General features: G+C 71.4%; 20 protein-coding genes and 1 other RNA gene. 14 read left to right on the forward strand and 7 right to left on the reverse strand.

Annotated features, from left to right (window positions below; all coding sequences use genetic code 11):
* Positions 1-146 precede the first annotated feature (146 nt).
* From IE217_RS14440 to IE217_RS14450, 3 genes are all read left to right on the forward strand, one after another.
* Positions 147-1,382, forward strand: coding sequence for a serine/threonine-protein kinase (locus tag IE217_RS14440; protein ID WP_190178259.1), 1,236 nt, complete (start codon positions 147-149; stop codon positions 1,380-1,382).
* Positions 1,383-1,484: 102 nt separating this feature from the next.
* Positions 1,485-2,597: a peptide chain release factor 2 gene (gene prfB / locus IE217_RS14445; protein WP_190178260.1), complete on the forward strand. Its 1,113-nt coding sequence runs from the start codon at positions 1,485-1,487 to the stop codon at positions 2,595-2,597.
* 268 nt (positions 2,598-2,865) lie between these two features.
* Positions 2,866-3,765 (forward strand): hypothetical protein, encoded by a 900-nt coding sequence (locus IE217_RS14450; protein ID WP_190178261.1) that lies wholly within the window; start codon positions 2,866-2,868, stop codon positions 3,763-3,765.
* Between the two features lie 126 nt (positions 3,766-3,891).
* Here IE217_RS14450 and IE217_RS14455 read toward each other — a convergent pair whose 3' ends face one another.
* Complete coding sequence (locus tag IE217_RS14455) at positions 3,892-4,083, reverse strand: hypothetical protein (RefSeq protein ID WP_133931420.1); 192 nt, start codon at positions 4,081-4,083, stop codon at positions 3,892-3,894.
* Between the two features lie 269 nt (positions 4,084-4,352).
* On the opposite strand from IE217_RS14455, the gene ftsE reads away from it, so the two are divergent.
* The 6 genes from ftsE to ssrA all read left to right on the forward strand — a co-directional run bounded on the left by ftsE (position 4,353) and on the right by ssrA (position 8,750).
* Positions 4,353-5,042, forward strand: a complete 690-nt coding sequence (gene ftsE / locus IE217_RS14460) for a cell division ATP-binding protein FtsE (protein ID WP_030943440.1) — start codon at positions 4,353-4,355, stop codon at positions 5,040-5,042.
* A gap of 43 nt (positions 5,043-5,085) precedes the next feature.
* Complete coding sequence (gene ftsX / locus IE217_RS14465; RefSeq protein WP_190178262.1) at positions 5,086-6,003, forward strand: permease-like cell division protein FtsX; 918 nt, start codon at positions 5,086-5,088, stop codon at positions 6,001-6,003.
* 78 nt (positions 6,004-6,081) lie between these two features.
* Positions 6,082-7,263: a S41 family peptidase gene (locus IE217_RS14470; protein WP_190178263.1), complete on the forward strand. Its 1,182-nt coding sequence runs from the start codon at positions 6,082-6,084 to the stop codon at positions 7,261-7,263.
* A gap of 115 nt (positions 7,264-7,378) precedes the next feature.
* Positions 7,379-7,711: a putative quinol monooxygenase gene (locus IE217_RS14475; protein ID WP_190178264.1), complete on the forward strand. Its 333-nt coding sequence runs from the start codon at positions 7,379-7,381 to the stop codon at positions 7,709-7,711.
* A 69-nt stretch (positions 7,712-7,780) separates the two neighbouring features.
* Entirely contained in the window at positions 7,781-8,260 is a 480-nt protein-coding gene (smpB, locus tag IE217_RS14480; RefSeq protein WP_190178265.1) for an SsrA-binding protein SmpB, read from the forward strand.
* Between the two features lie 97 nt (positions 8,261-8,357).
* Positions 8,358-8,750, forward strand: a transfer-messenger RNA (tmRNA) gene (ssrA, locus tag IE217_RS14485).
* Positions 8,751-8,815: 65 nt separating this feature from the next.
* Here ssrA and yicI read toward each other — a convergent pair.
* The 5 genes from yicI to IE217_RS14510 all read right to left on the reverse strand — a co-directional run bounded on the left by yicI (position 8,816) and on the right by IE217_RS14510 (position 15,677).
* Positions 8,816-11,068, reverse strand: coding sequence for an alpha-xylosidase (yicI, locus tag IE217_RS14490; RefSeq protein WP_190178266.1), 2,253 nt, complete (start codon positions 11,066-11,068; stop codon positions 8,816-8,818).
* Between the two features lie 11 nt (positions 11,069-11,079).
* Complete coding sequence (locus IE217_RS14495) at positions 11,080-11,904, reverse strand: carbohydrate ABC transporter permease (RefSeq protein WP_190178267.1); 825 nt, start codon at positions 11,902-11,904, stop codon at positions 11,080-11,082.
* On the reverse strand, positions 11,901-12,875 hold the full coding sequence (locus IE217_RS14500) for a carbohydrate ABC transporter permease (RefSeq protein ID WP_190178268.1): 975 nt from the start codon (positions 12,873-12,875) through the stop codon (positions 11,901-11,903). The genes IE217_RS14495 and IE217_RS14500 overlap by 4 nt, the downstream gene beginning before the upstream one ends.
* Positions 12,872-14,164, reverse strand: a complete 1,293-nt coding sequence (locus tag IE217_RS14505) for an extracellular solute-binding protein (RefSeq protein ID WP_190178269.1) — start codon at positions 14,162-14,164, stop codon at positions 12,872-12,874. Before IE217_RS14505 ends, IE217_RS14500 begins: the two co-directional genes overlap by 4 nt.
* A gap of 184 nt (positions 14,165-14,348) precedes the next feature.
* Complete coding sequence (locus IE217_RS14510; RefSeq protein ID WP_190178270.1) at positions 14,349-15,677, reverse strand: MFS transporter; 1,329 nt, start codon at positions 15,675-15,677, stop codon at positions 14,349-14,351.
* A gap of 84 nt (positions 15,678-15,761) precedes the next feature.
* Here IE217_RS14510 and IE217_RS14515 point away from each other — a divergent pair, with 84 nt between their 5' ends.
* From IE217_RS14515 to IE217_RS14530, 4 genes are all read left to right on the forward strand, one after another.
* On the forward strand, positions 15,762-16,739 hold the full coding sequence (locus IE217_RS14515; protein WP_190178271.1) for a LysR family transcriptional regulator: 978 nt from the start codon (positions 15,762-15,764) through the stop codon (positions 16,737-16,739).
* Positions 16,740-17,351: 612 nt separating this feature from the next.
* Positions 17,352-18,161: a translation initiation factor IF-2 gene (locus IE217_RS14520; RefSeq protein WP_190178272.1), complete on the forward strand. Its 810-nt coding sequence runs from the start codon at positions 17,352-17,354 to the stop codon at positions 18,159-18,161.
* Between the two features lie 95 nt (positions 18,162-18,256).
* The gene (locus IE217_RS14525; RefSeq protein ID WP_190178273.1) at positions 18,257-20,461 is read left to right on the forward strand and encodes a bifunctional polysaccharide deacetylase/glycosyltransferase family 2 protein; all 2,205 of its coding nucleotides are present in this window, start codon (positions 18,257-18,259) and stop codon (positions 20,459-20,461) included.
* Positions 20,458-21,720, forward strand: coding sequence for an acyltransferase family protein (locus tag IE217_RS14530; RefSeq protein WP_190178274.1), 1,263 nt, complete (start codon positions 20,458-20,460; stop codon positions 21,718-21,720). The genes IE217_RS14525 and IE217_RS14530 overlap by 4 nt, the downstream gene beginning before the upstream one ends.
* Before the next feature lie 201 nt (positions 21,721-21,921).
* On the opposite strand, the gene IE217_RS35375 is transcribed toward IE217_RS14530, so the two are convergent.
* Positions 21,922-22,743, reverse strand: a complete 822-nt coding sequence (locus tag IE217_RS35375; RefSeq protein WP_373298022.1) for a DUF4232 domain-containing protein — start codon at positions 22,741-22,743, stop codon at positions 21,922-21,924.
* Between the two features lie 37 nt (positions 22,744-22,780).
* Between IE217_RS35375 and IE217_RS14540 the strand changes: the two genes are divergently transcribed.
* The gene (locus tag IE217_RS14540; protein ID WP_190178276.1) at positions 22,781-23,497 is read left to right on the forward strand and encodes a hypothetical protein; all 717 of its coding nucleotides are present in this window, start codon (positions 22,781-22,783) and stop codon (positions 23,495-23,497) included.
* The last annotated feature ends 67 nt before the right edge of the window (positions 23,498-23,564 follow it).

Below are 23,564 nucleotides of genomic sequence, written 5' to 3' on the forward strand. Positions count from 1 at the left end.
GCGGGACGCGGGCGGGCCGCCGAGCGCGTCGCCGGACGCGAGTTTGGGTATTTGTCGACACCCAGCGGGTGATTTCCGTCTCCGCGGTGAAGGTTGGCTCGTCGGACGCGTAGTTTTGTCGGCAACACGCGTCTGTAGGAGCAGTCTTGGCACGGAAGATCGGCAGCCGGTACACCGCCCACCAGATCCTGGGGCGGGGCAGCGCCGGCACGGTGTGGCTCGGCGAGGGGCCTGACGGGCCCGTCGCCATCAAGCTGCTGCGCGAGGACCTGGCGTCCGACCAGGAGCTCGTGGGCCGCTTCGTGCAGGAGCGCACCGCGCTGCTCGGCCTCGAGCACCCGAACGTGGTCTCCGTACGGGATCTCGTGGTCGACGGCAACGACCTCGCCCTCGTCATGGACCTGGTCCGCGGCACCGACCTGCGCACCCGGCTGGAACGGGAGCGCCGGCTGGCGCCCGAGGCGGCGGTGGCCATCGCGGCCGACGTGGCGGACGGGCTGGCGGCGGCGCACGCGGCGGGGGTCGTGCACCGGGACGTCAAGCCCGAGAACGTCCTGCTGGACATGCAGGGACCGCTCGGCCCCGGCGGGGCGCACCCCGCGCTGCTGACCGACTTCGGCGTGGCCAAGCTCATCGACTCGCCCAAGCGGACGCGCGCCACGAAGATCATCGGCACGCCGGACTACCTGGCCCCGGAGATCGTGGAGGGGCTGCCCCCGCGGGCGGCGGTGGACATCTACGCGCTGGCGACGGTGCTCTACGAGCTCCTCGCGGGCTTCACCCCCTTCGGCGGGGGGCATCCGGGCGCGGTGCTGCGCCGGCACGTCACGGAGACGGTGGTGCCGCTGCCCGGCATCCCCGACGAACTGTGGCAGCTGATCGTGCAGTGCCTGGCCAAGGCGCCGGCCTCGCGGCTGCGCGCCTCCGAGCTGGCGGCGCGGCTGCGGGAGCTGCTGCCGATGCTCGTGGGGATGCCGCCGCTGGACGTGGACGAGCCGGACACCGACCCGGTGGAGGAGCCGCCGGCGGAGACCGCGGCGGAGGCTCAGGCGCCGGGCGGGGAGCGGGCGCGGCGGCGGGGAGCGGTACCGCTGGTCCCGGGTGCCCGGCCCGACTCCAACAGGGACACCCATACGTCGATGAGGGTGCCGGCGCCTGACGAGCTGGCGGGCGGCGCGCTGGGGACGGCCCGGGCGCCGCGGGCCTCGGGCGCCCCGCGCCCCGGCTCGGCCCGTCACCGCGCCGCCGCGCGCCGCCGCCGGGTGACGCTGGGCATCGCCGGCGCCGTCCTGGTGGCCGCCCTGGGCGCGGGCGCCTGGTGGGCCACCTCCGAGGGCGACCACTCCCCGCCGCCGGCCGACTCCCACTCCACCTCCCCGTAGGGCCGGGACGGGCCGCAGGCCCTCTGCCTGCGCGGGCCCGTCCGACGGGGTCCCGGGTGGTGGGCGGGGCGGCCCGGTTGGCGGAGCCGTTACGCTGGGGGTGTGGCAGTCGTCGATGTATCCGAAGAGCTGAAGTCCCTCTCCTCCACCATGGAGTCGATCGAGGCCGTCCTCGACCTGGACAAGATGAGGGCAGACATCGCCGTGCTCGAGGAGCAGGCGGCCGCGCCGTCCCTGTGGGACAACCCGGACGAGGCGCAGAAGATCACCAGCCGGCTCTCCCACCTCCAGGCCGAGGTCAGGAAGGCGGAGGCGCTCCGCGGCAGGATCGACGACCTCGGTGTGCTCTTCGAGCTCGCCGAGGCCGAGGACGACCCGGACACGCGTGCCGAGGCCGAGTCCGAGCTCGTCGCCGTCAAGAAGGCGCTCGACGAGATGGAGGTCCGCACCCTCCTCTCCGGCGAGTACGACTCCCGCGAGGCGCTCGTCAACATCCGCGCAGAGGCCGGCGGCGTCGACGCGGCCGACTTCGCCGAGCGACTCCAGCGCATGTACCTGCGCTGGGCGGAAGCGCGCGGCTACAAGACCGAGATCTACGAGACCTCGTACGCCGAAGAGGCCGGCATCAAGTCGACCACCTTCGCCGTCCAGGCGCCCTACGCCTACGGCACCCTCTCCGTCGAGCAGGGCACCCACCGCCTCGTGCGCATCTCGCCCTTCGACAACCAGGGCCGCCGCCAGACCTCCTTCGCGGGCGTGGAGATCCTGCCCGTCGTCGAGCAGTCCGACCACGTCGACATCGACGAGTCCGAGCTCCGTATCGACGTCTACCGCTCCTCCGGCCCCGGCGGCCAGGGCGTCAACACCACCGACTCCGCCGTGCGGATCACCCACCTCCCCACCGGCATCGTCGTCTCCTGCCAGAACGAGCGCTCCCAGATCCAGAACAAGGCCACCGCCATGGCCGTCCTCCAGGCCAAGCTGCTCGAGCGGCGCCGTCAGGAGGAGCAGGCCAAGATGGACGCCCTCAAGGGTGACGGCGGCAACTCCTGGGGCAACCAGATGCGTTCGTACGTCCTGCACCCGTACCAGATGGTCAAGGACCTGCGGACCGACTTCGAGGTCGGCAACCCCGAGGCCGTCTTCAACGGCGAGATCGACGGTTTCCTCGAGGCCGGCATTCGCTGGCGCAAGCAGCAGGAACAGCAGAGCTGACCAATTTGTCGACAAGGCAACTGCCGCTCACCGAGCGGTAGTTGTCGCAGTCGTCACACTCACCTTCTCTTGCCTCCGGCAAAGGACCCGTACCCGGACATCGCGCGCGCAACGGCCTTGACGTTGCTGCGGATTGTGGGAAGGGTGATGGGCGGCATGCGTGTCTCTGGGGCGCATGTGAACCGGGGGGCTCCATCGTTCTGCACCTCCGTTGATCGCTGCCCCGAGCGCGGCCCATTCGACGATCGCTACTGGGGGTAGCAGCCACATGACCAAGAAGACACGGATCCGTGTCGCGCGTACAGCCGCCGGCGCCGTGATAGCCGCGGGCGCCTCGCTCACCGCCGCGGGCGCCGCTTCCGCCCTCGACGCCCACGTCCAGGTCGGCCCGGTCGTCCTCGGCGTCGCGGCGGACGGCGGCACCACCGATGGCTCGACCGACGGCAGCACCCAGGGCAGCACCGACGGCACCACTGACGGCGGCGCCTCCGTCGGCGTCACCGAGGGCTCCACGACGGGCTCCACGACGGGCTCCTCGACCGGTACGTCCACGGGTACGTCCTCCGGCACGTCCCAGGGCACCTCGACCGGCACGTCCAGCGGTACCTCGACCGGCACGTCCACGGGTACGTCCTCCGGCACGTCCCAGGGCACCTCGACCGGTACCTCCACCGGCACGTCCAGCGGCACCTCGACCGGTACCTCCACGGGCACGTCCTCCGGCACGTCGACGGGTACGTCCTCCGGCACGTCCCAGGGCACCTCCACCGGCACCTCCGCGGGCTCCACCGGCGGCGGCTCGGGCAACAACGGCGGTTCGGGCAACGGCGGTTCCGGCAACTCCGGCGGTTCCTCCACCGGCGGTTCCGGCACGGGCGGCTCCGCCTCCACCGGCGGTTCCACCACCGGCGGTTCCGGCACGGTCGGCGGCACCGGCCCGGACGGCGGCGGCAACAACACCGTCCCGCAGGAGCAGGGCTCCTCGGCGCTCACCCCGACCGGCTCCGACAACAACGCCGCCCCGCAGGGCAACGGCAAGCAGCTGGCCGAGACCGGTGCCGGGCAGACCGCGTTCCTGCTGATCGGCGCCGCGACGATGATCGCCGGCGGCATCGGCTTCCGGATCCTGCCGCGCGTGATGGCGGGCCGCGGCGGCGCCGCCGCCTGAGGGTGACCGCGCTCTCGCGGAGCGTAGACGGAAGGGCCCGGAGCCTATGGCTCCGGGCCCTTCGCCCGTCTCACCCGGACTCCCGGGAAGTCCCGCCGGTCCCCGGCCCTCCCGGGCCCGGCCCGCCTAAGCCGTCTGGTGCGCCAGCAGTGCCACCGCCGCGATCAGCACCGCGAGCAGGGCGATCAGCGCCATCGGGTTCAGCCCGGCGAGGAAGTTCTCCTGCTGAAGCCGCTCGCGGTTCGCACGGCACACGGGGCACCGGCCCTCGCTCACGGGCGCCGCGCAGTTCGCGCACACCAACCGGTCGTACGTCATGCGCTCGCCCTCCTTGCACCGGTTCCACTCACACAACGCTCACGGACACGCGAACGTTCCCCTCTCCACAATGCCAGGTTCCCTGGGATTCAGCGCGGGGTCCCCGGAAGACCCCGGGCGGCCGTGCGCGGGGGCCGCGAGGACGGGTCGCGCGGACAAAACGTACAACTATCCACCAACCCTTCCCCAACCCCGACCGGCGACTGCGCACCCACACCCGACTCGCGTATGGTCACGCTCATCTACCCCCGGCGACCCGTGGTGCATCCGTGATCCGATTCGACAACGTCTCCAAGGTCTACCCCAAGCAGACCCGCCCAGCCCTCAGGGATGTCTCCCTGGAGGTCGAGAAGGGTGAGTTCGTGTTCCTGGTGGGGTCCTCCGGCTCCGGAAAGTCCACCTTCCTGCGGCTGATCCTCCGCGAGGAGCGGTGCAGCCACGGCCAGGTGCACGTTCTGGGCAAGGACCTCGCGCGCCTGTCCAACTGGAAGGTGCCGCAGATGCGCCGCCAGCTCGGAACGGTGTTCCAGGACTTCCGCCTCCTGCCCAACAAGACGGTCGCCGAGAACGTCGCCTTCGCGCAGGAGGTCATCGGCAAGTCCAAGGGCGAGATCCGCAAGTCCGTGCCGCAGGTGCTCGACCTCGTCGGGCTCGGCGGCAAGGAGGACCGGATGCCCGGCGAGCTCTCCGGCGGTGAGCAGCAGCGCGTGGCCATCGCGCGGGCCTTCGTCAACCGGCCCAAGCTGCTGATCGCCGACGAGCCCACCGGCAACCTCGACCCGCAGACCTCCGTCGGCATCATGAAGCTGCTCGACCGCATCAACCGCACCGGAACCACCGTGGTGATGGCCACGCACGACCAGAACATCGTGGACCAGATGCGCAAGCGCGTCATCGAGCTGGAGAAGGGCCGTCTCGTCCGCGACCAGGCTCGCGGCGTCTACGGCTACCAGCACTGACCGCCGCCCGAGACACGTCCACGGAAAGGCTTGACCGAAGGCCATGCGCGCCCAGTTCGTCCTGTCGGAGATCGGTGTGGGTCTCCGCCGCAACCTGACGATGACCTTCGCGGTCGTCGTCTCCGTCGCCCTGTCCCTCGCCCTGTTCGGCGGGTCGCTGCTGATGAGCGACCAGGTCAACACGATGAAGGGCTACTGGTACGACAAGGTCAACGTCTCGATCTTCCTCTGCAACAAGAGCGACGCCGAGAACGACCCCAAGTGCGCCAAGGGCGCCGTCACCGAGGACCAGAAGAAGGCGATCCTCGCCGACCTCGACAAGATGTCGGTGGTCCAGAAGGTCACCCACGAGTCCCAGGACGAGGCGTACAAGCACTACAAGGAGCAGTTCGGCGACTCCCCGCTGGCCAGCTCCCTCACGCCGGACCAGATGCAGGAGTCGTACCGGATCAAGCTGAAGAACCCCGAGCAGTACCAGGTCATCGCCAGCGCCTTCAACGGCCGTGACGGCGTGCAGTCCGTGCAGGACCAGAAGGGCATCCTGGACAACCTCTTCGGCCTGCTCAACGGCATGAACTGGGCGGCCCGCGCGGTGATGGCGCTGATGCTGGTGGTCGCGCTGATGCTGATCGTCAACACCGTGCGCGTCTCGGCGTTCAGCCGGCGCCGCGAGACCGGGATCATGCGCCTGGTGGGCGCCTCCGGCTTCTACATCCAGGCGCCGTTCATCATGGAGGCCGCGGTCGCCGGACTGATCGGCGGCACGGTCGCGTGCGGATTCCTCGTCGTCGCGCGGTACTTCATCATCGACCACGGCCTGGCCCTGTCCCACAAGCTCAACCTGATCAACTTCATCGGCTGGGACGCCGTGCTGACCAAGCTGCCGCTGATCCTCGCCACGAGCCTGCTGATGCCGGCGCTCGCCGCGTTCTTCGCGCTGCGCAAGTACCTCAAGGTGTGACGCACGCCTCCACGCGCCCGGAGGGTCGTACGGTCAAGGGGCCGTACGGCCCCGGAGCGTTGTCCTAGACTCACCGCCATGTCAGGTCGTGACCTGTTCTGCCCGCCCCGCCGCAGCCGCCGCGGGGCCGCCCTGACATTGGTCTTCGCCAGCGTCCTCGTGGCCGGCGCGGCCACCGGCTCCCTGCCCGGCTCCCCGCCCGGGTCCGGCGGCCGCAAGTCCCCGGCGCGCACGGCCGGTTCGGCCGCCCCGGCGCACCACGCGGCCGTGACGGAGGCCGCCGCCGAGGCCCTGGCCGACGGCAAGTCCCCCATGGAGGCCGCCGAACGGGCCGTCAGCCGCAGCGGCGACCGCTGGGGCGCCGTCTACTCCCAGGGCGACTTCCAGGAGTTCCAGGAGGCCCTGGACGGCCAGTACACCGGCGTCGGGCTGTGGGCCCGGCGCGAGCGGGACGGCGCCATCGACGTCACCCGGGTCCAGACGGGCTCGCCCGCCGCCGACGCGGGCATCCGCAGCGGCGACCGGCTGCGCAGCGTCGACGGCGAGAAGGTGGACGGCCTGCCGGTCACCGAGGTCGTCTCCTTACTGCGCGGCGACGCCGACGACGCGCCCGCGGGCACCGCCGTCACCCTCGGCCTGGAGCGCGGCACGCGCGCGTGGACCGAGACCCTGCGCCGGGCCCGCCTGTCGACCGACCCGGTCACCGTCCGCCGCCTCGCCGACGGCGTGACCGTCATCAGGATCGCCGCCTTCACCAAGGGCGTGGGCGACAAGGTCCGCACCGCGGTACGGGGCGCCCCCGCCGCCTCCGGGATCATCCTCGACCTGCGCGGCAACTCCGGCGGCCTGGTCACCGAGGCCGTCACCACCGCCTCCGCCTTCCTCGACGGCGGCCTGGTGGCCACGTACGACGTCGACGGCCACCAGTGCGCCCTGCACGCCGAGCCCGGCGGCGACACGGCCAGACCCCTGGTCGCTCTCGTCGACGGCGGCACGATGAGCGCGGCCGAACTGCTCACCGGGGCCCTCCAGGACCGCGGCCGCGCGGTCGTCGTGGGCTCGCGCACCTTCGGCAAGGGCTCGGTGCAGATGCCGAGCCGGCTGCCCGACGGTTCCGTCGCCGAGCTCACCGTCGGGCACTACCGCACCCCGGGCGGCCGCAGCGTCGACGGCCACGGCATCACCCCCGACCTGGACCCGGGCAGCGACGCCGTCCAGCGGGCCCGCACGGTACTGACCGGCCTGGGCGACCCCTCCTGACCTCTCACCTGGCCTGTTGAAGATCGCCGGGGCCGGGCGCCTGACGTATGCTGCGCCGCGTCGGCGACCGCACACGGCCACCACACCCCCCGCCCCGACGACCTGGGAGACCCCGATGATCTTCATCACCGCGAAGTTCCGCGTCCTGCCCGAGCACGCCGACGCCTGGCCCGAGATCACCCGCGAGTTCACCGAGGCCACCCGCCGCGAGCCGGGCTGCCTGTGGTTCGAGTGGTCCCGCAGCCTCGACGACCCGAACGAGTACGTGCTGACCGAGGCCTTCCGCGACGGCGAGGCCGGCGCGGCGCACGTCGGCTCAGAGCACTTCACGACCGCGCGCCAGGTCCTGCCGCGCCACCTCGCCGAGACCCCGCGCATCGTCAACGCCGACGTGCCCCAGGACGACTGGTCGCGCCTGGGCGAGATGGCCGTGCCCCAGGAGGGCTGACCCGGTCCGCGCCGCCACCGGAAACGACTGGCCCGGCGGCCCCCCTGCAGTGCGAAAATGGGCGGCACTATGGCTAAGGAAAAAGGGCGCAAGCTGATCGCGCAGAACAAGAAGGCGCGGCACGACTACCACATCCTCGACACCTACGAGGCCGGCCTGGTCCTCACCGGCACCGAGGTGAAGTCGCTGCGCCAGGGGCGGGCCTCGCTGGTGGACGGCTTCGTGCAGCTGGACGGTCACGAGGCGTGGCTGCACAACGTGCACGTGCCCGAGTACAGCCAGGGCACCTGGACCAACCACAGCGCCCGCCGCAAGCGCAAGCTGCTGCTGCACCGCGTCGAGATCGACAAGCTGGAGTCGAAGTCCCAGGAGACGGGTCACACCATCGTGCCCCTCGCCCTGTACTTCAAGGACGGCCGCGCCAAGGTCGAGATCGCGCTGGCGAGGGGCAAGAAGGAGTACGACAAGCGCCAGACCCTGCGCGAGAAGCAGGACCGGCGCGAGGCGGACCGGGCGATGTCGGCGGTGCGGCGCAAGCAGCGCGCCTAACCAGGTGACCGGCGGGAATACGGTGGCACGGGCGGGTGTTGTTCCCGTACGATGGGATCAGCACCCCAGGTGGGTGCGCACCTTGAGAAATCAACATGGGGATGATCGGTTTCGACAGCGGCTGTCGAAGCAGGGGAAGCGTGTCGAGGAAGCGGCCATGATCTCGTAAACCACAGGCCGAAAAAAATAATCGCCAACACCAAGCGCGATTCCTCCCAGGCTTTCGCCCTCGCTGCCTGATAAGCAGCTAGAGCGAGCCTCCTGACGGGAGTGTCAGCCCGGGGCTGTTCCCGACCCGGATCCTGGCATCAGCTAGGGAACTAAACCTTGATCCCGGTCACGGGGTGAAGAGGGAAACCAAACAGTGACTGAGCCCGTCGGAGACTTGTCCGCGTGATCTCCGGGGCTGAGAAAATCGAAGCGGACTGCACACGGAGAAGCCCTGATTCCGCACCGTTGGACGCGGGTTCGATTCCCGCCATCTCCACTTGCCCCATGTGGGCGAAGGCCCCGCCGCTCGCGAGCGACGGGGCCTTCGTCATGCCCGCGGCCCCCTCAGTGCTCCAGCTCCAGGACCAGCGAGGCCGTGCCCGCCCCCGCGTGCGCCACGCGCGTCCCGGTCGCCAGCGACCACGGCTTCGACGGGTCCGCGCACGTCGCCCGCAGCGCGCCCCCCTCGCGTACGACGGTGAAGTCCACCCCGCCGGCCCGTACCGCCACCCGCCGGCCGTCGCCCAGCCGGTACGCCCGCAGGGTGACGCCGTCCGCGTGGTCGTAGTCGGGCCGGTCCTCCACCGCGCCCACCGGGATCACCGCGCCGGGCCTGACCAGCAGCGGCACGCTGGAGAAGCCGTGCCGCTCGCGCACCCAGCCCGGGCCGCTCACCTCACGGCCGGTCACGAAGTCGGTCCAGGTGCCCTCGGGGACGTAGTACGTCACCTCGTCCTCGTCGCTGAAGACGGGCGCGACCAGCAGGTCCGGGCCGAGCATGTACTGCCGCTCCAGCTGGGCGCACCCGGGGTCGTCCGGGAAGTCCAGCACCATCGCCCGCATCATGGGCACGCCCTCGGTGTGGGCGGTGCGCGCGGCCTCGTACAGGTAGGGCATCAGGCTCAGCTTCAGCCGGGTGAAGTGGCGCAGCACGTCCACCGACTCCTCGTCGAACAGCCACGGGACCCGGTAGGACGACGACCCGTGCAGGCGGCTGTGCGAGGACAGCATCCCGAAGGCCAGCCAGCGCTTGAACAGCGCCGGTGACGGCGTGCCCTCGAAGCCGCCGATGTCGTGGCTCCAGTAGCCGAAGCCGGACAGGCCCAGCGACAGCCCGCCGCGCAGCGACTCGGCCATCGACTCATACGTCGCCTCGCAGTCGCCGCCCCAGTGCACGGGGAACCGCTGGCTGCCGGCGGTCGCCGAGCGGGCGAAGACCACCGCCTCCTGGTCGCCCCGGTGCTTGCGCAGCACCTCGAAGACCGTGCGGTTGTAGAGGTGGGTGTAGTAGTTGTGCATCCGCTCCGGGTCGGAGCCGTCGGACCAGGCGACGTCGACCGGGACGCGCTCGCCGAAGTCGGTCTTGAAGCAGTCCACGCCCTGCGCGAGCAGCGCCTCGAGCTTGCCCGCGTACCACTCGCGCGCGGCCGGGCTGGTGAAGTCGACCAGCGCCATGCCGGGCTGCCACAGGTCCCACTGCCACACGCTGCCGTCGGGCCGCCGCAGCAGATGGCCGAGCGCCTTGCCCTCCGCGAACAGCGGGGAGCGCTGGGCGATGTAGGGGTTGATCCACACCGAGATCCGCAGCCCCCGCTCCTTCAGCCGGGCCAGCATGCCCTCCGGGTCGGGGAAGACCCTGGGGTCCCAGCGGAAGTCGCACCAGTGGAACTCGCGCATCCAGAAGCAGTCGAAGTGGAAGACGGACAGGGGCAGTTCGCGCTTCCGCATGCCCTCGATGAAGGAGGTGACCGTCTCCTCGTCGTAGGAGGTCGTGAAGGACGTCGACAGCCACAGGCCGAACGACCAGGCGGGCGGCAGGGCGGGGCGGCCGGTGAGGGCCGTGTACTTGCGCAGGATCTCCTTCGGGCTCGGGCCGTAGACGACGTAGTACGTCAGCTGCTGCGTCTCGGCGCTGAACTGGACCCGCGAGACGGTCTCCGAGCCGACCTCGAAGGACACCTTGCCGGGGTGGTCGACGAAGACGCCGTAGCCCGCGTCGGTGAGGTAGAAGGGCACGTTCTTGTACGCCTGCTCGGTGGCCGTGCCGCCGTCCGCGTTCCAGATGTCCACGACCTGGCCGTTCTTCACCAGCGGGCCGAAGCGCTCGCCGAGCCCGTACACGCTGGTGCCGACGCCGAGTCCGAGCTGCTCGCGCAGATAGTGCGCCCCCGTCGCGTCCCGCATGATGCCCATGCCCTTGGGGCCGCTGCCGGTCAGCGTGCGGCCCTCCGCGAGGAAGTCGACCCGCCAGGGGCCGCCGCGGGCGACCCGCACCGACAGGGCGCCGGAGGTGAGCGTGGCGTGCTCGTCGTCGCAGGAGACCAGCGGGGTGTGCTCCGTGCGGTTCAGCTCGAACCGGGGTCCGCGCGGCTGCTCGCCCTGGAAGTGGGTGAGGGTGACGCCGACGACGTCGGGCATCGGCGCATGCGCGGCGATCGTCACCACCGGCCCCTTCAGCAGGTCGCCGCGGTGGCGGATGGGTTGGGTCGGCGCGTGGATCTCCAGCGTGCCGTCCCGCGCGGTGACGTCGAGCACCTCCACCGGGTGCGCGGCGGTGACGCCCTCGCGCAGCAGCCAGTAGCCGTCGGTGAACTTCACGCCGGTACCCCTTACTTGACCGCGCCCACGGCGATGCCGCGGGTCAGGGTCCGCTGGAAGACGAGGAAGAAGACGATCGCCGGCAGCACGCCGAGCAGCGCGGCCGCGTTGGTCATGGTGGCGTCCATCAGGCGCTGGCCCTGGAGGACGCCGAGGGCCACCGACACGGTCTGGTTGTCGTTGGAGATCAGCATGACCAGCGGCAGCAGGAACTCGTTCCAGGTCCAGATGAAGAAGAAGACCAGCAGCACGCCGAGGGTCGGGCGGCTGACCGGGACCACGATCCGCCACAGCACCTGCCAGGCGTTCGCCCCGTCGATGCGGGCCGCCTCGATGATCTCGCGCGGGAACCGCCCCAGCACCGAGGAGAGCAGATACGTGCCGAACGCGGCCTGGATCACCGTGAAGACGATGATCACGCTCAGCCGGGTGTCGTACAGGCCCACCTGCTTGCTCAGGTAGTACACCGGGTACACCAGCGCCTCCTGCGGGAGCACGTTGGCCAGCACGAAGAAGGCCAGCACCCAGGTGCGGCCCCTGATCCGCCCGATGCCGACGGCGTACGCGTTGAGCACCGACAGCACGGCCGCGAGCACCGCCACCGAGCCGCTGATCAGCACGGAGTTGACCAGTTTGCGGCCGAAGTCGACGCGCTGCCAGAAGTCCTTCAGGCCGTCCAGGTACAGCCCGCGGGGCAGGCTGAGCGGCCCGTGCCGGGAGTACTCGGCCGGCGACTTGACCGCGTTGACGGCGACGACCAGGAACGGCACCACCATGAACAGCGCGGCCAGGCACAGGGCGATGAGCACCGGGTACCGGCGCAGTGCGGTCGTCATGCGCGCCCTCCCTCCTCCGCGTCCTCCGCCCGGGTCTGCAGCCGCAGCCCCGCCAGGGCGAGCACGAGGATGATCACGGTCAGCACGGTGGAGATCGCGGCCCCGTAGCCGACCTGGGTCTTCTCGAAGAACGTGGTGAAGGAGAAGTACGACGGCACGTCCGTCGCACCGCCCGGGCCGCCCTTGGTCAGCACGTACACCGCGCCGAACACCTTCAGCGCGGCGATCGTGCACCAGGTCAGCACGACGGCGATCTCCGGGCGGATCTGCGGCAGCGTCACGTGCCGGAAGCGGCGCCACCAGCCGGCGCCGTCCAGTTCGGCCGCCTCGTACAGCTGCGGGTCGACGCGCTGGAGGCCCGCCATGAAGATCACCAGCGGGAAGCCGAGCTGCACCCACACCATCACGCCCATGACGCTGTAGAGCGCGATGTCCGGGTCGCCCAGCCAGTCCTGCTGCCAGGACGACAGGCCGACCGCCTCGAGCAGCGCGTTGAGCGAACCGCCCTCGGGGGCCAGGATCCAGCTCCACACGATGCCGGCGACCGCGATCGGCAGCACCTGGGGGAGGTAGAAGCAGGCCCGCAGGAATGCCGCGAGCCGGTCGCCGAAGTGCTTGCCGACGAAGTCGAACAGCGCGGCGGCCAGCACCAGCCCGGCGAGCGTCGGCACGGCCGCCATCGCCACCACCATGAACAGGCTGTGCCGGAAGGACGCCCAGAACTCCCCGTCCTCCAGGAGCCGCCGGTAGTTGGCGAGCCCGGTCCACCTCGGGGCGCCCACGCCCTGCCAGTCGGTCAGGCTCACGCCCGTGTTCATCAGGAACGGGACGATCACCACGGCGAGGAAGGCCAGGGCGCCGGGCAGCAGGAACAGGGCGTAGGAGGTGCGCGTGCCGCGCGGCGGCGCGGGGGCGGGGCGGCCGCCCGCCGTCCGCGTGCCGCGCGCTCCCTCTTCGACGGTGACCGTCATCGCTTCGGCACGCCCTGGTCGTACGCCTTCTGGAGGTTGCCGAGATAGGCGTCCGGCTTCTCGCTGCCCGTGATCAGCTTCTGGGTCTCGGAGACGAGGGTGTCGTAGAAGCCGGCCACCGGCCAGTCCGGGTAGAAGGCCAGCCCGTCACGGGCCGAGACGGTGTTGAAGCCGGAGATCAGGGCCTTGGCCCTGGGGTCGGTGATGGCCGAGGCGTCGGCCGCGACCGGGACGCCGCCCTTGTTGCCGAGCAGGTTCTGGATCTTCTTCGACAGGGTGATGTCGATGAAGTCGTAGGCCAGTTCCTTGTTCTTCGCGCCCTTGGGCACGACCCACAGGTTGCCGCCGGAGCCCAGGGTCAGGTTCGAGCCCGGCCACAGCGAGGTGTCCCAGTCGAACGTGGCCTCCGTCTGGAAGCGGCCGTACCACCAGCTGCCCGAGAACAGGATCGGCGCCTTGCCCCGGATCCAGGACACGCCCGCGTCCTCGGCCTTCGTGCCGCTGGACGCCTTGCTGATCCAGCCCTTCCTCACCCAGTCGGCGAAGGTGGTGGCGGCATACGTCCAGGCGGCGTCGTGGAAGTCGGTCCTGCCTTTGTAGAGCTCGTACTTGTCGACCCAGGAGCGGTCCGCCCTGGACAGGGCGAGCTGGTAGAGGTACTGCTGCGCCATGTACTCGGCGCCCGCGTTGGCGAGCGGGGTGACGCCGGCCCTGGCGAACTCGTCCATGGCGGCGGTCAGCCGGCCGAAGGTCCTCGGCTCGGCGATCTTGTACTTTCTGAACAGGTCCTTGTTGTAGAAGACCATCGTGTACTCGCCGTAGTTGGGCACGCCGTACCACTTGCCGGAGCCCATCACGCCGTTGGCGTCGTACATGCTGGTCGTGCGCACGCTCGCCGGGATCTCCTTGTCCCAGCCGCGCTTGCCGGCCTCGGCGGTCAGATCGGTGAGCAGGCCCTGGCGGGAGAGCAGCCCGGCCGTCGCGTTGCCCTTGTTGTACTCCATGATGTCTGGCGCGTCCGAGGAGTTCAGGACCATCGGCGCGGTCTTCTGGATCTGCTCGAAGCCCTTCTCCTCGAACTTCACCTTCACGCCCGGGTGCTTGGCCTCGAACTCCTTGATGGCCTCGTTCCAGGCCACGCCCATCGCGCTGTCGGGCCCCTCGTAGTGCCACAGCCGCAGGGTCTTTCCGTCGGACGTACCGCTGCCCGAGCCGCCGCAGGAGGTCAGGAGCAGTGATCCGGCCAGGACCACCGCCGTCGCCACCACACGCCTTCGTGCCGTCAACATCCCGTGCCTCCGGGGGGTCGGATGGGTTCCATGGGATTCCGCCGGGCGCCGCCCTGTCGCATGCATGCATGCATGCATGCATGCATGCCCGTCGAAGCGATTCGACCAACTGAATCGAAGCGCTTCGACGGGTGAACGTAGGTGGCCTCCGCAGGCGCGTCAATGGGTGCGACGGGAATCGCGGTCAGTGTTCGGCGGGCCGAACGGACCGCCGGGTGAGGGCGAGCCCGGCGAGGGAGATCAGCAGCGCCAGCGCCGCCGCCCCCACCGGCACCGCGTAACCGGCCGTCGGCGACACGTGCTCGACCACCCAGCCGCCCGCCGCGCTGCCGCAGCCGATCCCGCCGAGCAGACCGGTCACCGCCAGCGTCATGCCCTCGTTGAGCCGGCCCTCGGGGCTGCGCTCCTGCACCAGCGTCATGTTGGTGACCATGGTGGGCGCCGTCGCCGTACCGGCCACCAGCAGCGCCGTCGACACCAGCACCAGCGAGCCGGTGAGCGAGGCGGCCAGCAGCGGCAGCGCCATCAGCACCGTCATCGCGGCCACGCACCACGGCAGCCGCCGCTCGGCCGGTCCCGCCGGCCGCACCAGCCCGTACACCAGCCCGGCCGCGCACGACCCGGCCGCCTGGAGCCCCAGCGCCACGCCCGCCGCCGGCCGGTGCCCCTGGGCGTCGGCGAACGCCACGGTGACCACCTCCATCGCCCCGAACACCGCGCCCATGGCCAGGCACACCGCGAGCTGGGCGGGCATGCCCGGCGCCCGCAGCGGGGCCGTCGCGGGCGTACGGCGCCGGGGCGGCGGCTCGGTCGAGCGCTGCGTGGCGAACAGCAGCACGCCGGTGAGCAGCAGCACCGCCGCGACCAGCGTGCCCGCCTCCGGGAAGAACGTCCCGGTGAGGAAGGCCGCGAGGACCGGCCCGAGCATGTAGCACAGCTCGTCGGCGGCCTGCTCGAAGGAGTTGGCGGTGTGCACGGCCCCGGGATCGCCCTTGAGCAGATGGGCCCAGCGGGCACGGGACATCCCGCCCGTGTTCGGGGTCGTCGCGGTGGCGGCGTACGCGGCGAACAGCGTCCAGTCCGGGGCGCCGCCGCGCACGCAGAGCACCAGCGCCAGGCTGCCCAGCACCGCGCACACCGTGGCGGGCACGGCGACCCGGGCCTGCCCGTACCGGTCGACCAGCCGGGCGACCCAGGGCGCGGTGACGGCGGTCGCGGCGAGGCCGGTCGCGGTGACGGCCCCGGCGAGCGCGTACGAGCCGCGCGCGCCCGCGATCATCACCACCGCGCTGACGCCGAACATCCCTTGCGGCAGGCGGGCGATGAGGTTGCCGACGGTGAAGGCGCGGGTGCCGGGCAGGGTGAAGAGGCGGCGGTAGGGGTTGGGTCTCGCGGGTGGCTGAGCGGACTCCGTTGAGCTTCTCGTGGGTGGCTGAGCGGACTCCGTTGAGCTTCTCGTGGAACTTCTCCGGGAGCTGCTCGCGGCAGGGGGAGCGGTGGGCTTGGGTGGCATGTCCACCACCGTCGCGCCGAGTGGATCACAGCGTCCAACACCTTCTGAGGGCCGATTGACGCACTCGCGTTGTAAGTTCTGCGCATGCCCGCCCCGCACGCCCGCCACCTGGACCCGCGGCTGCTCGCCGCCTTCGTCGCCGTCGCCGAGGAACTGCACTTCACCCGCGCCGCGTCCCGGCTGTACGTCGCCCAGCAGGCACTGAGCCGGGACGTACGGCGGCTGGAGCGGGAACTGGGCGCGGAGCTGTTCGTCCGCACCACCCGGCAGGTCACGCTCACCGCGGACGGCGAACGGCTGCTGCCCCACGCCCGCCGCGCCCTGGAGGCCCAGGACGAACTGCTGGCCGCCTTCGGGCACGCCCGCCCGCTGCTGGTCGACCTCAACTCCCCGGGCCTGACGACCGGCCGCAGCGTGCTGCTCCGCGCCCGCGAACTCGTCCCCGAGCAGGAGATCATGGCCCGCTACGAGAGCGGACTGACCGGCGCGGCCGCCGAGTTGCTGGCGGGCCGCCTGGACGCCTCCTTCGGACGGTTCGCCGGTCTCGAACCGGCGCTGCGGGGCCGCCTCGACCACCAGTTCGTGCGCTACGAGCCGATGGCGATCGTGCTGCCCGAGGACCACCGGCTGGCCCCGCTGCCCGCCGTGCCGCTGGCCGGACTGGCCGGCGAGACCGTCTACGCCGGCGCCGGCAACCCGCGCACGCCGGAGTGGACCGACCTCGCCCACCTGCTCTTCGCCGGGCGCGGGATCGCGGTCGCGCCGCCCGCCCCCCTCGCGGTGGGAGTGGAGGAGTTCGAGCGGCTGATGGCCAAGACCGGCCACCCGGTCCTCGCCGTGGTCGGCTTCCCCGCGCTGCCGCACACCGTCGTACGGCCGCTCGTGGACCCCGTTCCGCTGTCCCCGGTGTCACTGGTGTGGCGCAAGGGGCTGGTGCATCCGGCGTTCGAAGCCGTTCGACGCGCGGCCGCGGAACTGGCGAGGACGGAGGGATGGTTGAGGCGACCCGAAACAGGATGGATTCCAGCCATCGACGAAGCGATCAATTCCGTTCACCATTGATACTTCGCAAATCCGGAACTCCCTCAGGCGCTAGGTTCGTGGCGCCGAGCACGGTGTGGCAAGGGGGCGCGCGGGACAGGTGGGGGCCTGGTTCCGGCGACGCGGGCTCGGGGTCGTACGCGCACCCGGAACTCCCTTGGGGGAAGGTACGTGCGCGTGAAAAAGGGGCCGGAAGAGGCCCAACCCGAATGGCCCGCCGCAGCATCCGCGACCGGTGAGACGCCTGCCGTGGAGGGCGGCGGAGCCGCCCGGAGACCGCAGCCGCAGACGTTCCCGGAGACGGGGGCGGTCGCGGAGGCCGGGGCGGCCGTGGAGGCGGAGGCGACCCCGCAGACCGGGGTGCTCCCGCAGGGCGGGCCCGGGAAGAGGGTGCGGGTCGAGGACCCGTGGGGGGACGGCGCGGGAGCGGGTGAGACGCCGGGCCCGGACCTGGATTCCGGCCTCGGTCCTGATCCTGAGGAGCTTACCGTCCGGCTTGACCGCGCAGCGGGACGGTCCGGCAAAACGTTCGCTCGTGCGAGCGAAGGGGGTATTGGCGGGACGGGACTTGACGGTTCAGGTGCCGGTGACCCTGAGGGCCCCGGCGGCCCCGGCGGGCTGGACGGCGGGCCGGTGTTCGTCGACGAGTCGGGCCGCCGCAGCCGCCGCTTCCGCCGGCTGGGGATGGCCGTGGGCCTCGCCTGCGCGGTGTACGCCGTCGTCATCGTCGTCACCCTGGTCTCGGGCAACTCCACCGCGCCCTGGCTGCCGGTGCCCGGCCAGGCCGACGACCGGCCCTCGAGCAAGGTCGACACCTCCCCGGTGCCCTCCGACCCCGCGCGCCCGCCCCGCACCGGCGGCGGATTCGTCGTACCCGAGGCACCCGTGACCGCACCGGGCGTCGTACGGCCGACACCGGGCGCCACCGGCACGGCGCCGCAGCCCTCCGCCGGACCGAGCAAGCCGGGCAGCACCCCGGCCGGTCCCCGGCCGAGCGCCGGCGGGCCCAGCAAGGTCCCGGGTCCGGGCACCACCGGCCCCGCCGCGCAGCCGACCCCGCCTCCCTCCTCCGCCTCGCCCGAGCCGAGCCCCAGCGGGGGCGGCGGCCCGTCCACGTCCCCCGATCCGTCACCCACGGCGGGCGGCACCGGTGGAGGGCCAGGCTCCGGCACCGGCGGGCCCGGCACGGTCGCGGACGGCCCCGGCACCCCCGTACCGGTGGCCGGCGGGACGGGTTCGGCGACGTCCCCGGGCTCCACGCCCCCCGGCCCCACCACCGCACCCGGCCCGACCACGGCCCCCGGCCCCACGGCCGGGCCCGGCGCCGGCGGGACACCGGCGGAGGCCGGACAGCGGTCCGCCTCACCCGCCCCGTCGACGGCGGCACCCGCCTCGCAGGGCTCCGGGACGACGGTCGTGATCTCCTCGAGGAGCACGACCTGATGGGACCCCGCAACCGCCGTACCACCGGCACCGCGACGGGACCCGCCCGTCCCTCACGGTCTTCCGGCTCCTCCCCCTCCTCCCGTTCCCTCCGCATGTCCGGGCCGGCCCCCCGGTCCGCCGCGCGGCGCCGCCGGCTGCCGCTGCGCCTGCTGCTGCCGACCCTCCTGCTGGCCGCGCTGATGGCGATGCTGATGCTGCGCGGTTACGTGCACAGCGAGATCCTCGCCGACCACCGGATCCGGCCCGAGGCCACCACCGACGAGGTGCCGCAGAAGATCCTCGACGGCGGCCCGGTCATCGACACCCGGGACGGCCACGAGACCGGCCTGCGCGTGCCCGACCACCGCCTGGTCCTCACCTTCGACGACGGCCCGGACCCGACCTGGACGCCCAAGGTGCTGGACGTGCTCGAGAGGCACCACGCGCACGCGGTCTTCTTCGTCACCGGCACCATGACCTCGCGCTACCCCGCCCTGGTCAGACGCATGGTGGCCGAGGGACACGAGGTGGGCCTGCACACCTTCAACCACCCCGACCTGTCGTACCAGTCCCGCAGCCGCATCGACTGGGAGCTGTCCCAGAACCAGCTCGCCATCACCGGCGCGGCCGGCGTGCGCACCTCGCTGTTCCGGCCGCCGTACTCCTCCTTCGCCGACGCCATGGACGACCGCTCGTGGCCGGTGACGCGGTACATCGGCTCGCGCGGCTACATCACGGTCGTCAACGACACCGACAGCGAGGACTGGCAGAAGCCGGGTGCCGGGGAGATCGTCCGCCGGGCCACCCCGAAGGGCGGCAAGGGCGCGATCGTCCTGATGCACGACTCCGGCGGCGACCGCCACCAGACCGTCGAGGCGCTGGACCGCTTCATCCCCGAACTCCAGGCGCGCGGCTACCGCTTCGACAACCTCACCGAGGCGCTCGGGGCGCCCAGCGCGCTCACCCCGGTCACCGGACCCGACCTGTGGCAGGGCAAGGCGTGGATCTTCCTCGTACAGGCCTCCGACGACATCACCGGAACGCTCGCGATCTGCCTCGCCGTGGTCGGCGGCCTGGTGATCGCCCGGTTCGCGCTGATGCTGCTGCTCTCGGGCGCGCACTCGCGCCGGGTGCGGCGCAAGGACTTCCGCTGGGGCCCGCCGGTCACCGAACCGGTGTCGGTGCTGGTGCCGGCGTACAACGAGGCCAAGTGCATCGAGGCCACGGTCCGTTCACTGGCCGCGAGCAAGCATCCCGTCGAGATCGTGGTCGTGGACGACGGTTCGGCGGACGGCACCGCGGACATCGTGGAGGCCCTGAACCTGCCCGGCGTACGGGTGGTCCGCCAGCGCAACGCGGGCAAGCCGGCCGCGCTCAACCGCGGCATCGCGCACGCCTCGTACGACCTGATCGTGATGATGGACGGCGACACGGTGTTCGAACCGTCCACGGTCCGCGAACTGGTCCAGCCCTTCGGCGATCCCGGGGTCGGCGCTGTGGCAGGCAACGCCAAGGTAGGCAACCGGGATTCGCTGATCGGGGCCTGGCAGCACATCGAGTACGTGATGGGCTTCAACCTCGACCGCCGGATGTACGACGTGCTGCGCTGCATGCCGACGATCCCGGGAGCGGTGGGCGCCTTCCGCCGCTCGGCCCTCGAGGAGGCCGGCGGCATGAGCCACGACACCCTCGCCGAGGACACCGACATCACGATGGCGCTCCACCGCGCCGGCTGGCGCGTCGTCTACGCCGAGAACGCGCGCGCCTGGACCGAGGCGCCGGAATCCGTCCAGCAGTTGTGGTCCCAGCGCTACCGCTGGTCGTACGGCACCATGCAGGCGATCTGGAAGCACCGCGGGGCCCTGCTGGACCGGGGCCCGTCGGGCCGCTTCGGCCGCGTGGGCCTGCCGCTGGTGTCCCTGTTCATGGTGGTGGCCCCGCTGCTGGCGCCCCTGATCGACGTCTTCCTCCTCTACGGGGTGGTCTTCGGCCCCACCCGCAGGACGGTCCTGGCCTGGCTCGGCGTACTGGCCATCCAGGCGGTCTGCGCCGCGTACGCCTTCCGCCTGGACAAGGAGCGCATGACGCACCTCATCTCCCTGCCGCTCCAGCAGATCCTCTACCGGCAGTTGATGTACGTGGTCCTGCTCCAGTCCTGGATCACGGCACTCACGGGCGGCCGCCTGCGGTGGCAGAAACTGCGGCGCACGGGGGTGGTGGAGGCGCCGGGTGGCCCGGTGCGACGCGAGCGGGCGGCCGTGGTATCCGGCGACGGGGGCGGCGTGGACCGGGCGCCGGATCGGAGCGCGGTGACATGACGGTGCCTGATGAGAAGGCGGAGCCTGCTGTGACGACGCGATCCGGTGAGGAGGCGGAGCCCGGTGGGCTGCCGCAGACACTGGCCACCGACCCGACGGCGGACCGCAGGCCACCGCCGCCCGGTGGCCGGGACCGCTACCTGGACCTCCTCCGGGCCCTGGCCCTGGTCCGGGTCGTCGTCTACCACCTCTTCGGCTGGGGCTGGCTGACGATCCTGTTCCCGTCCATGGGCGTGATGTTCGCCCTGGCCGGCTCGCTGATGGCACGCAGCCTGAACCGCCCCGCGCCGAGCGTGATCCGGGGCAGGCTGAGGCGACTGCTGCCCCCGCTGTGGGTCTTCGCGGCCGTACTGGTCCCGCTCATGCTGTACGCGGGCTGGAACCCGGTAAGCGACCCGGACCTGGGCGGCCTGACGGGCCTGCCGAAGCTCCTGGACTACCTGGTCCCGGTAGGCGCCCCGCCCTACCCCGAGCACCTGGGCTCGGACTCGGGCCTGCTGGACCCGACCTGGCCGACAGACGCGGCGGGCCCACTGTGGTACCTGCGCGCCTACCTGTGGTTCGTAGTGGCCTCGCCGGTGCTCCTGTGGGCGTTCCGCAGGGTCCCGTGGCCGACCCTGCTGGCGCCTCTGGCCCTCACGGCGGTGGTCGGCACGGGGCTGGTGACCATCCCCGGCGAGACGGGCGAGGCGATCAAGGACTTCGCGGTCTACGGCAGTTGCTGGATCCTGGGCTTCGCCCACCACGACGGAGCCCTGAGGCGAGTCCCGCGCTACATCGCGGTGTCGTCCTCGGCCCTGCTGATGGCGGTGGGCCTGTGGTGGGCGTCGGGTCACCGGGGCCCGGACGGCTGGGACCTGAACGACATCCCGTTGGCCCAGGCCACCTGGTCCTTCGGCGTGGTGGTGATCCTGCTCCAGTACTCCCCGTCCTGGACGGAACTCCCCGGCCGCCTGCGCCGCTGGGACGGCCCGATCACGTTGGCGAACAACCGAGCGGTGACGATCTACCTCTGGCACAACGCCCTGATCACCGCGGCCGTCCCCCTCCTGGACCAGGCCTACAACCTCCCCTTCATGCAGACCGACACGGCAACGTCCTTCCTGGACAAGACCTACCCCTTCTGGACCTTCACCCTGGTCTGGCCCCTCATAGCCCTGGCCATCCTCACCTTCGGCTGGATCGAGGACCTGGCAGCAAACAGAAGCCCCCGACTGTGGCCGAACGGGAGGGGAGGGCGGGGGAACAGGGCCTCTTAGCCTCGCGGAACATGACTGAGAGCCCGGTCACGGGCGAGTAGGCGCCAGGCTCTTGTGTGCGTCCTGGAGGTGGCTGGAAGTATCCACCAGCCGTCCTTCCTGGCCGAGCCGGCACCGTCCACACGTTGCCGGCCGCCGGCCACAACCGGCGCTCGATCCGGCGCCGGCTCGGCATATCCCGCTCGGCCCACAGGCGGTTAATCACGCGGCCGGTCGCAGCCGGGGCGAACCCATATGGATGGTGTCGCAGACCGTCGCACGAATCCGCCGGCCCCTGGGGTCGGTCATCTGCACCGAGGCGCCGTAGTCAGTGGGTGCCGGGTGCGGTGGTCGTGCGCTGATGCGGGGATCCTCGTCAGGCTGTATGGCGCAGTACCCGTCGCGGAGACGGACCGCCGGATAGAAGAGCGGAATCTCGATTGTGCGGCCGTGGCCCAGTAGCAGTCGGACCCGTGTCGTCGTCTTCGGCTTCGCGTCCACCGACGGCCCCTTGCCCAGATAGACCTCCAGATCCGGGTAACCGTCGAAGGTACAGGGCGTGGCACCGGTGTTCGTGAGGCTGAGCAGGGCAGTCGGCCCCTTGGACGGGTTGGCGGTGAGACGCGTCAGCCGCCATCGCAATTGCTCTGTGCCGCATGCGACACGCGCTCGGGCACCAGCCGAGGCCGTGGAGGACACACTCGTCCGGGTCGGACCGGGGCTTGATGCCGGGGGCCGCGACGGCGGTCGGGCGGTCGGCTTCCGCGTCCCGCCGTCCTGATGCGCCGGACCGCACGCCACAGCGACCCCGATCACTGCCAGGGTGATGGCGGAGACTGCGATGGTCCGCGGTGTTGCCACGACGACTCCCCTGGGAAAGTGGTCCCTGCGCGGCCGGGTGCCACCGCTTCTGCCTCCCGGTCGGGGAGATGAGTCCGTCTCCGCCGGGGTTCCGTGTTCGTGACTACGGCTTGACGCAGTCTTCAACCCGTCGCACATCCTCTTCACGGAACCCGAGTACCTGCTCGCCGAGGATCCGCGCATAGGCGACCGCGCCACCTACCACGCCATCTGGGAGGCCGTGGCCTCCGGCGCAGCCACGCCCACCCAGATCGGCGGGCTGGTCGGGATGGGCGCCAAGTCGCTGACGTACCACCTCAACATCATGAAGGCGGCCGCCTTCATCCGTTACGACCAGGACCTGCTCCTCCAGCGCAAACCCGTGATCACGGTCGCCGACCCGATCGTGCGGTTCCACGACCTGATCGTGCGGCCGAACCTCGTCGACTTCGAGATGCGGGAGGGGAGTGCGGCCTGGGAACGGTCGCGGGAGACCTTCTCCTCCAAGGTCCTGGGGCCGCACTTCGAGGACCTGGCCCGCCAGTGGACCCTGCGCTACGGCCGCGAGCGCGGCCTCGACGACATCGGGCAGGTGGGGACCACCACCGTCCCGTGCCGCGAGCACCGTGGGCACGAGGTCGACGTCGTCGCGCTCGGCCGGGAGTCCCGGGCGCGTGACAAGCGGGCGGCCCGCATCACCCTGCTCGGGGAGGCGAAGGCGACCAACAAGTCACGGACGACCGCCGATCTCAGACGGCTTGAGCACATCCGCGACGTGCTCTGCGCCCAGGGCTGGGACGCGGAGGGCTGTGCGCTCGCCCTGTATGCGCGCAGTGAACCCGCCCCCGATCTGGTCGCGGCGGCGAAGGAGGGGCGGGTGCTGCTCGTGGGGATGACCGAGATGTACGGCGGCACGCCGGCCCAGGCACCTCTCACAGGCCCGCCCCGCCCCCGGTGAGTGCAACGTTCCCTGCCGGTCACCCACAGCCACAGCGTGGAAACGCCGTCTCCCTACCTTCGGGAAT

The sequence above is a fragment of the Streptomyces naganishii JCM 4654 genome, from assembly GCF_014650575.1.
GTDB lineage: Bacteria > Actinomycetota > Actinomycetes > Streptomycetales > Streptomycetaceae > Streptomyces > Streptomyces naganishii.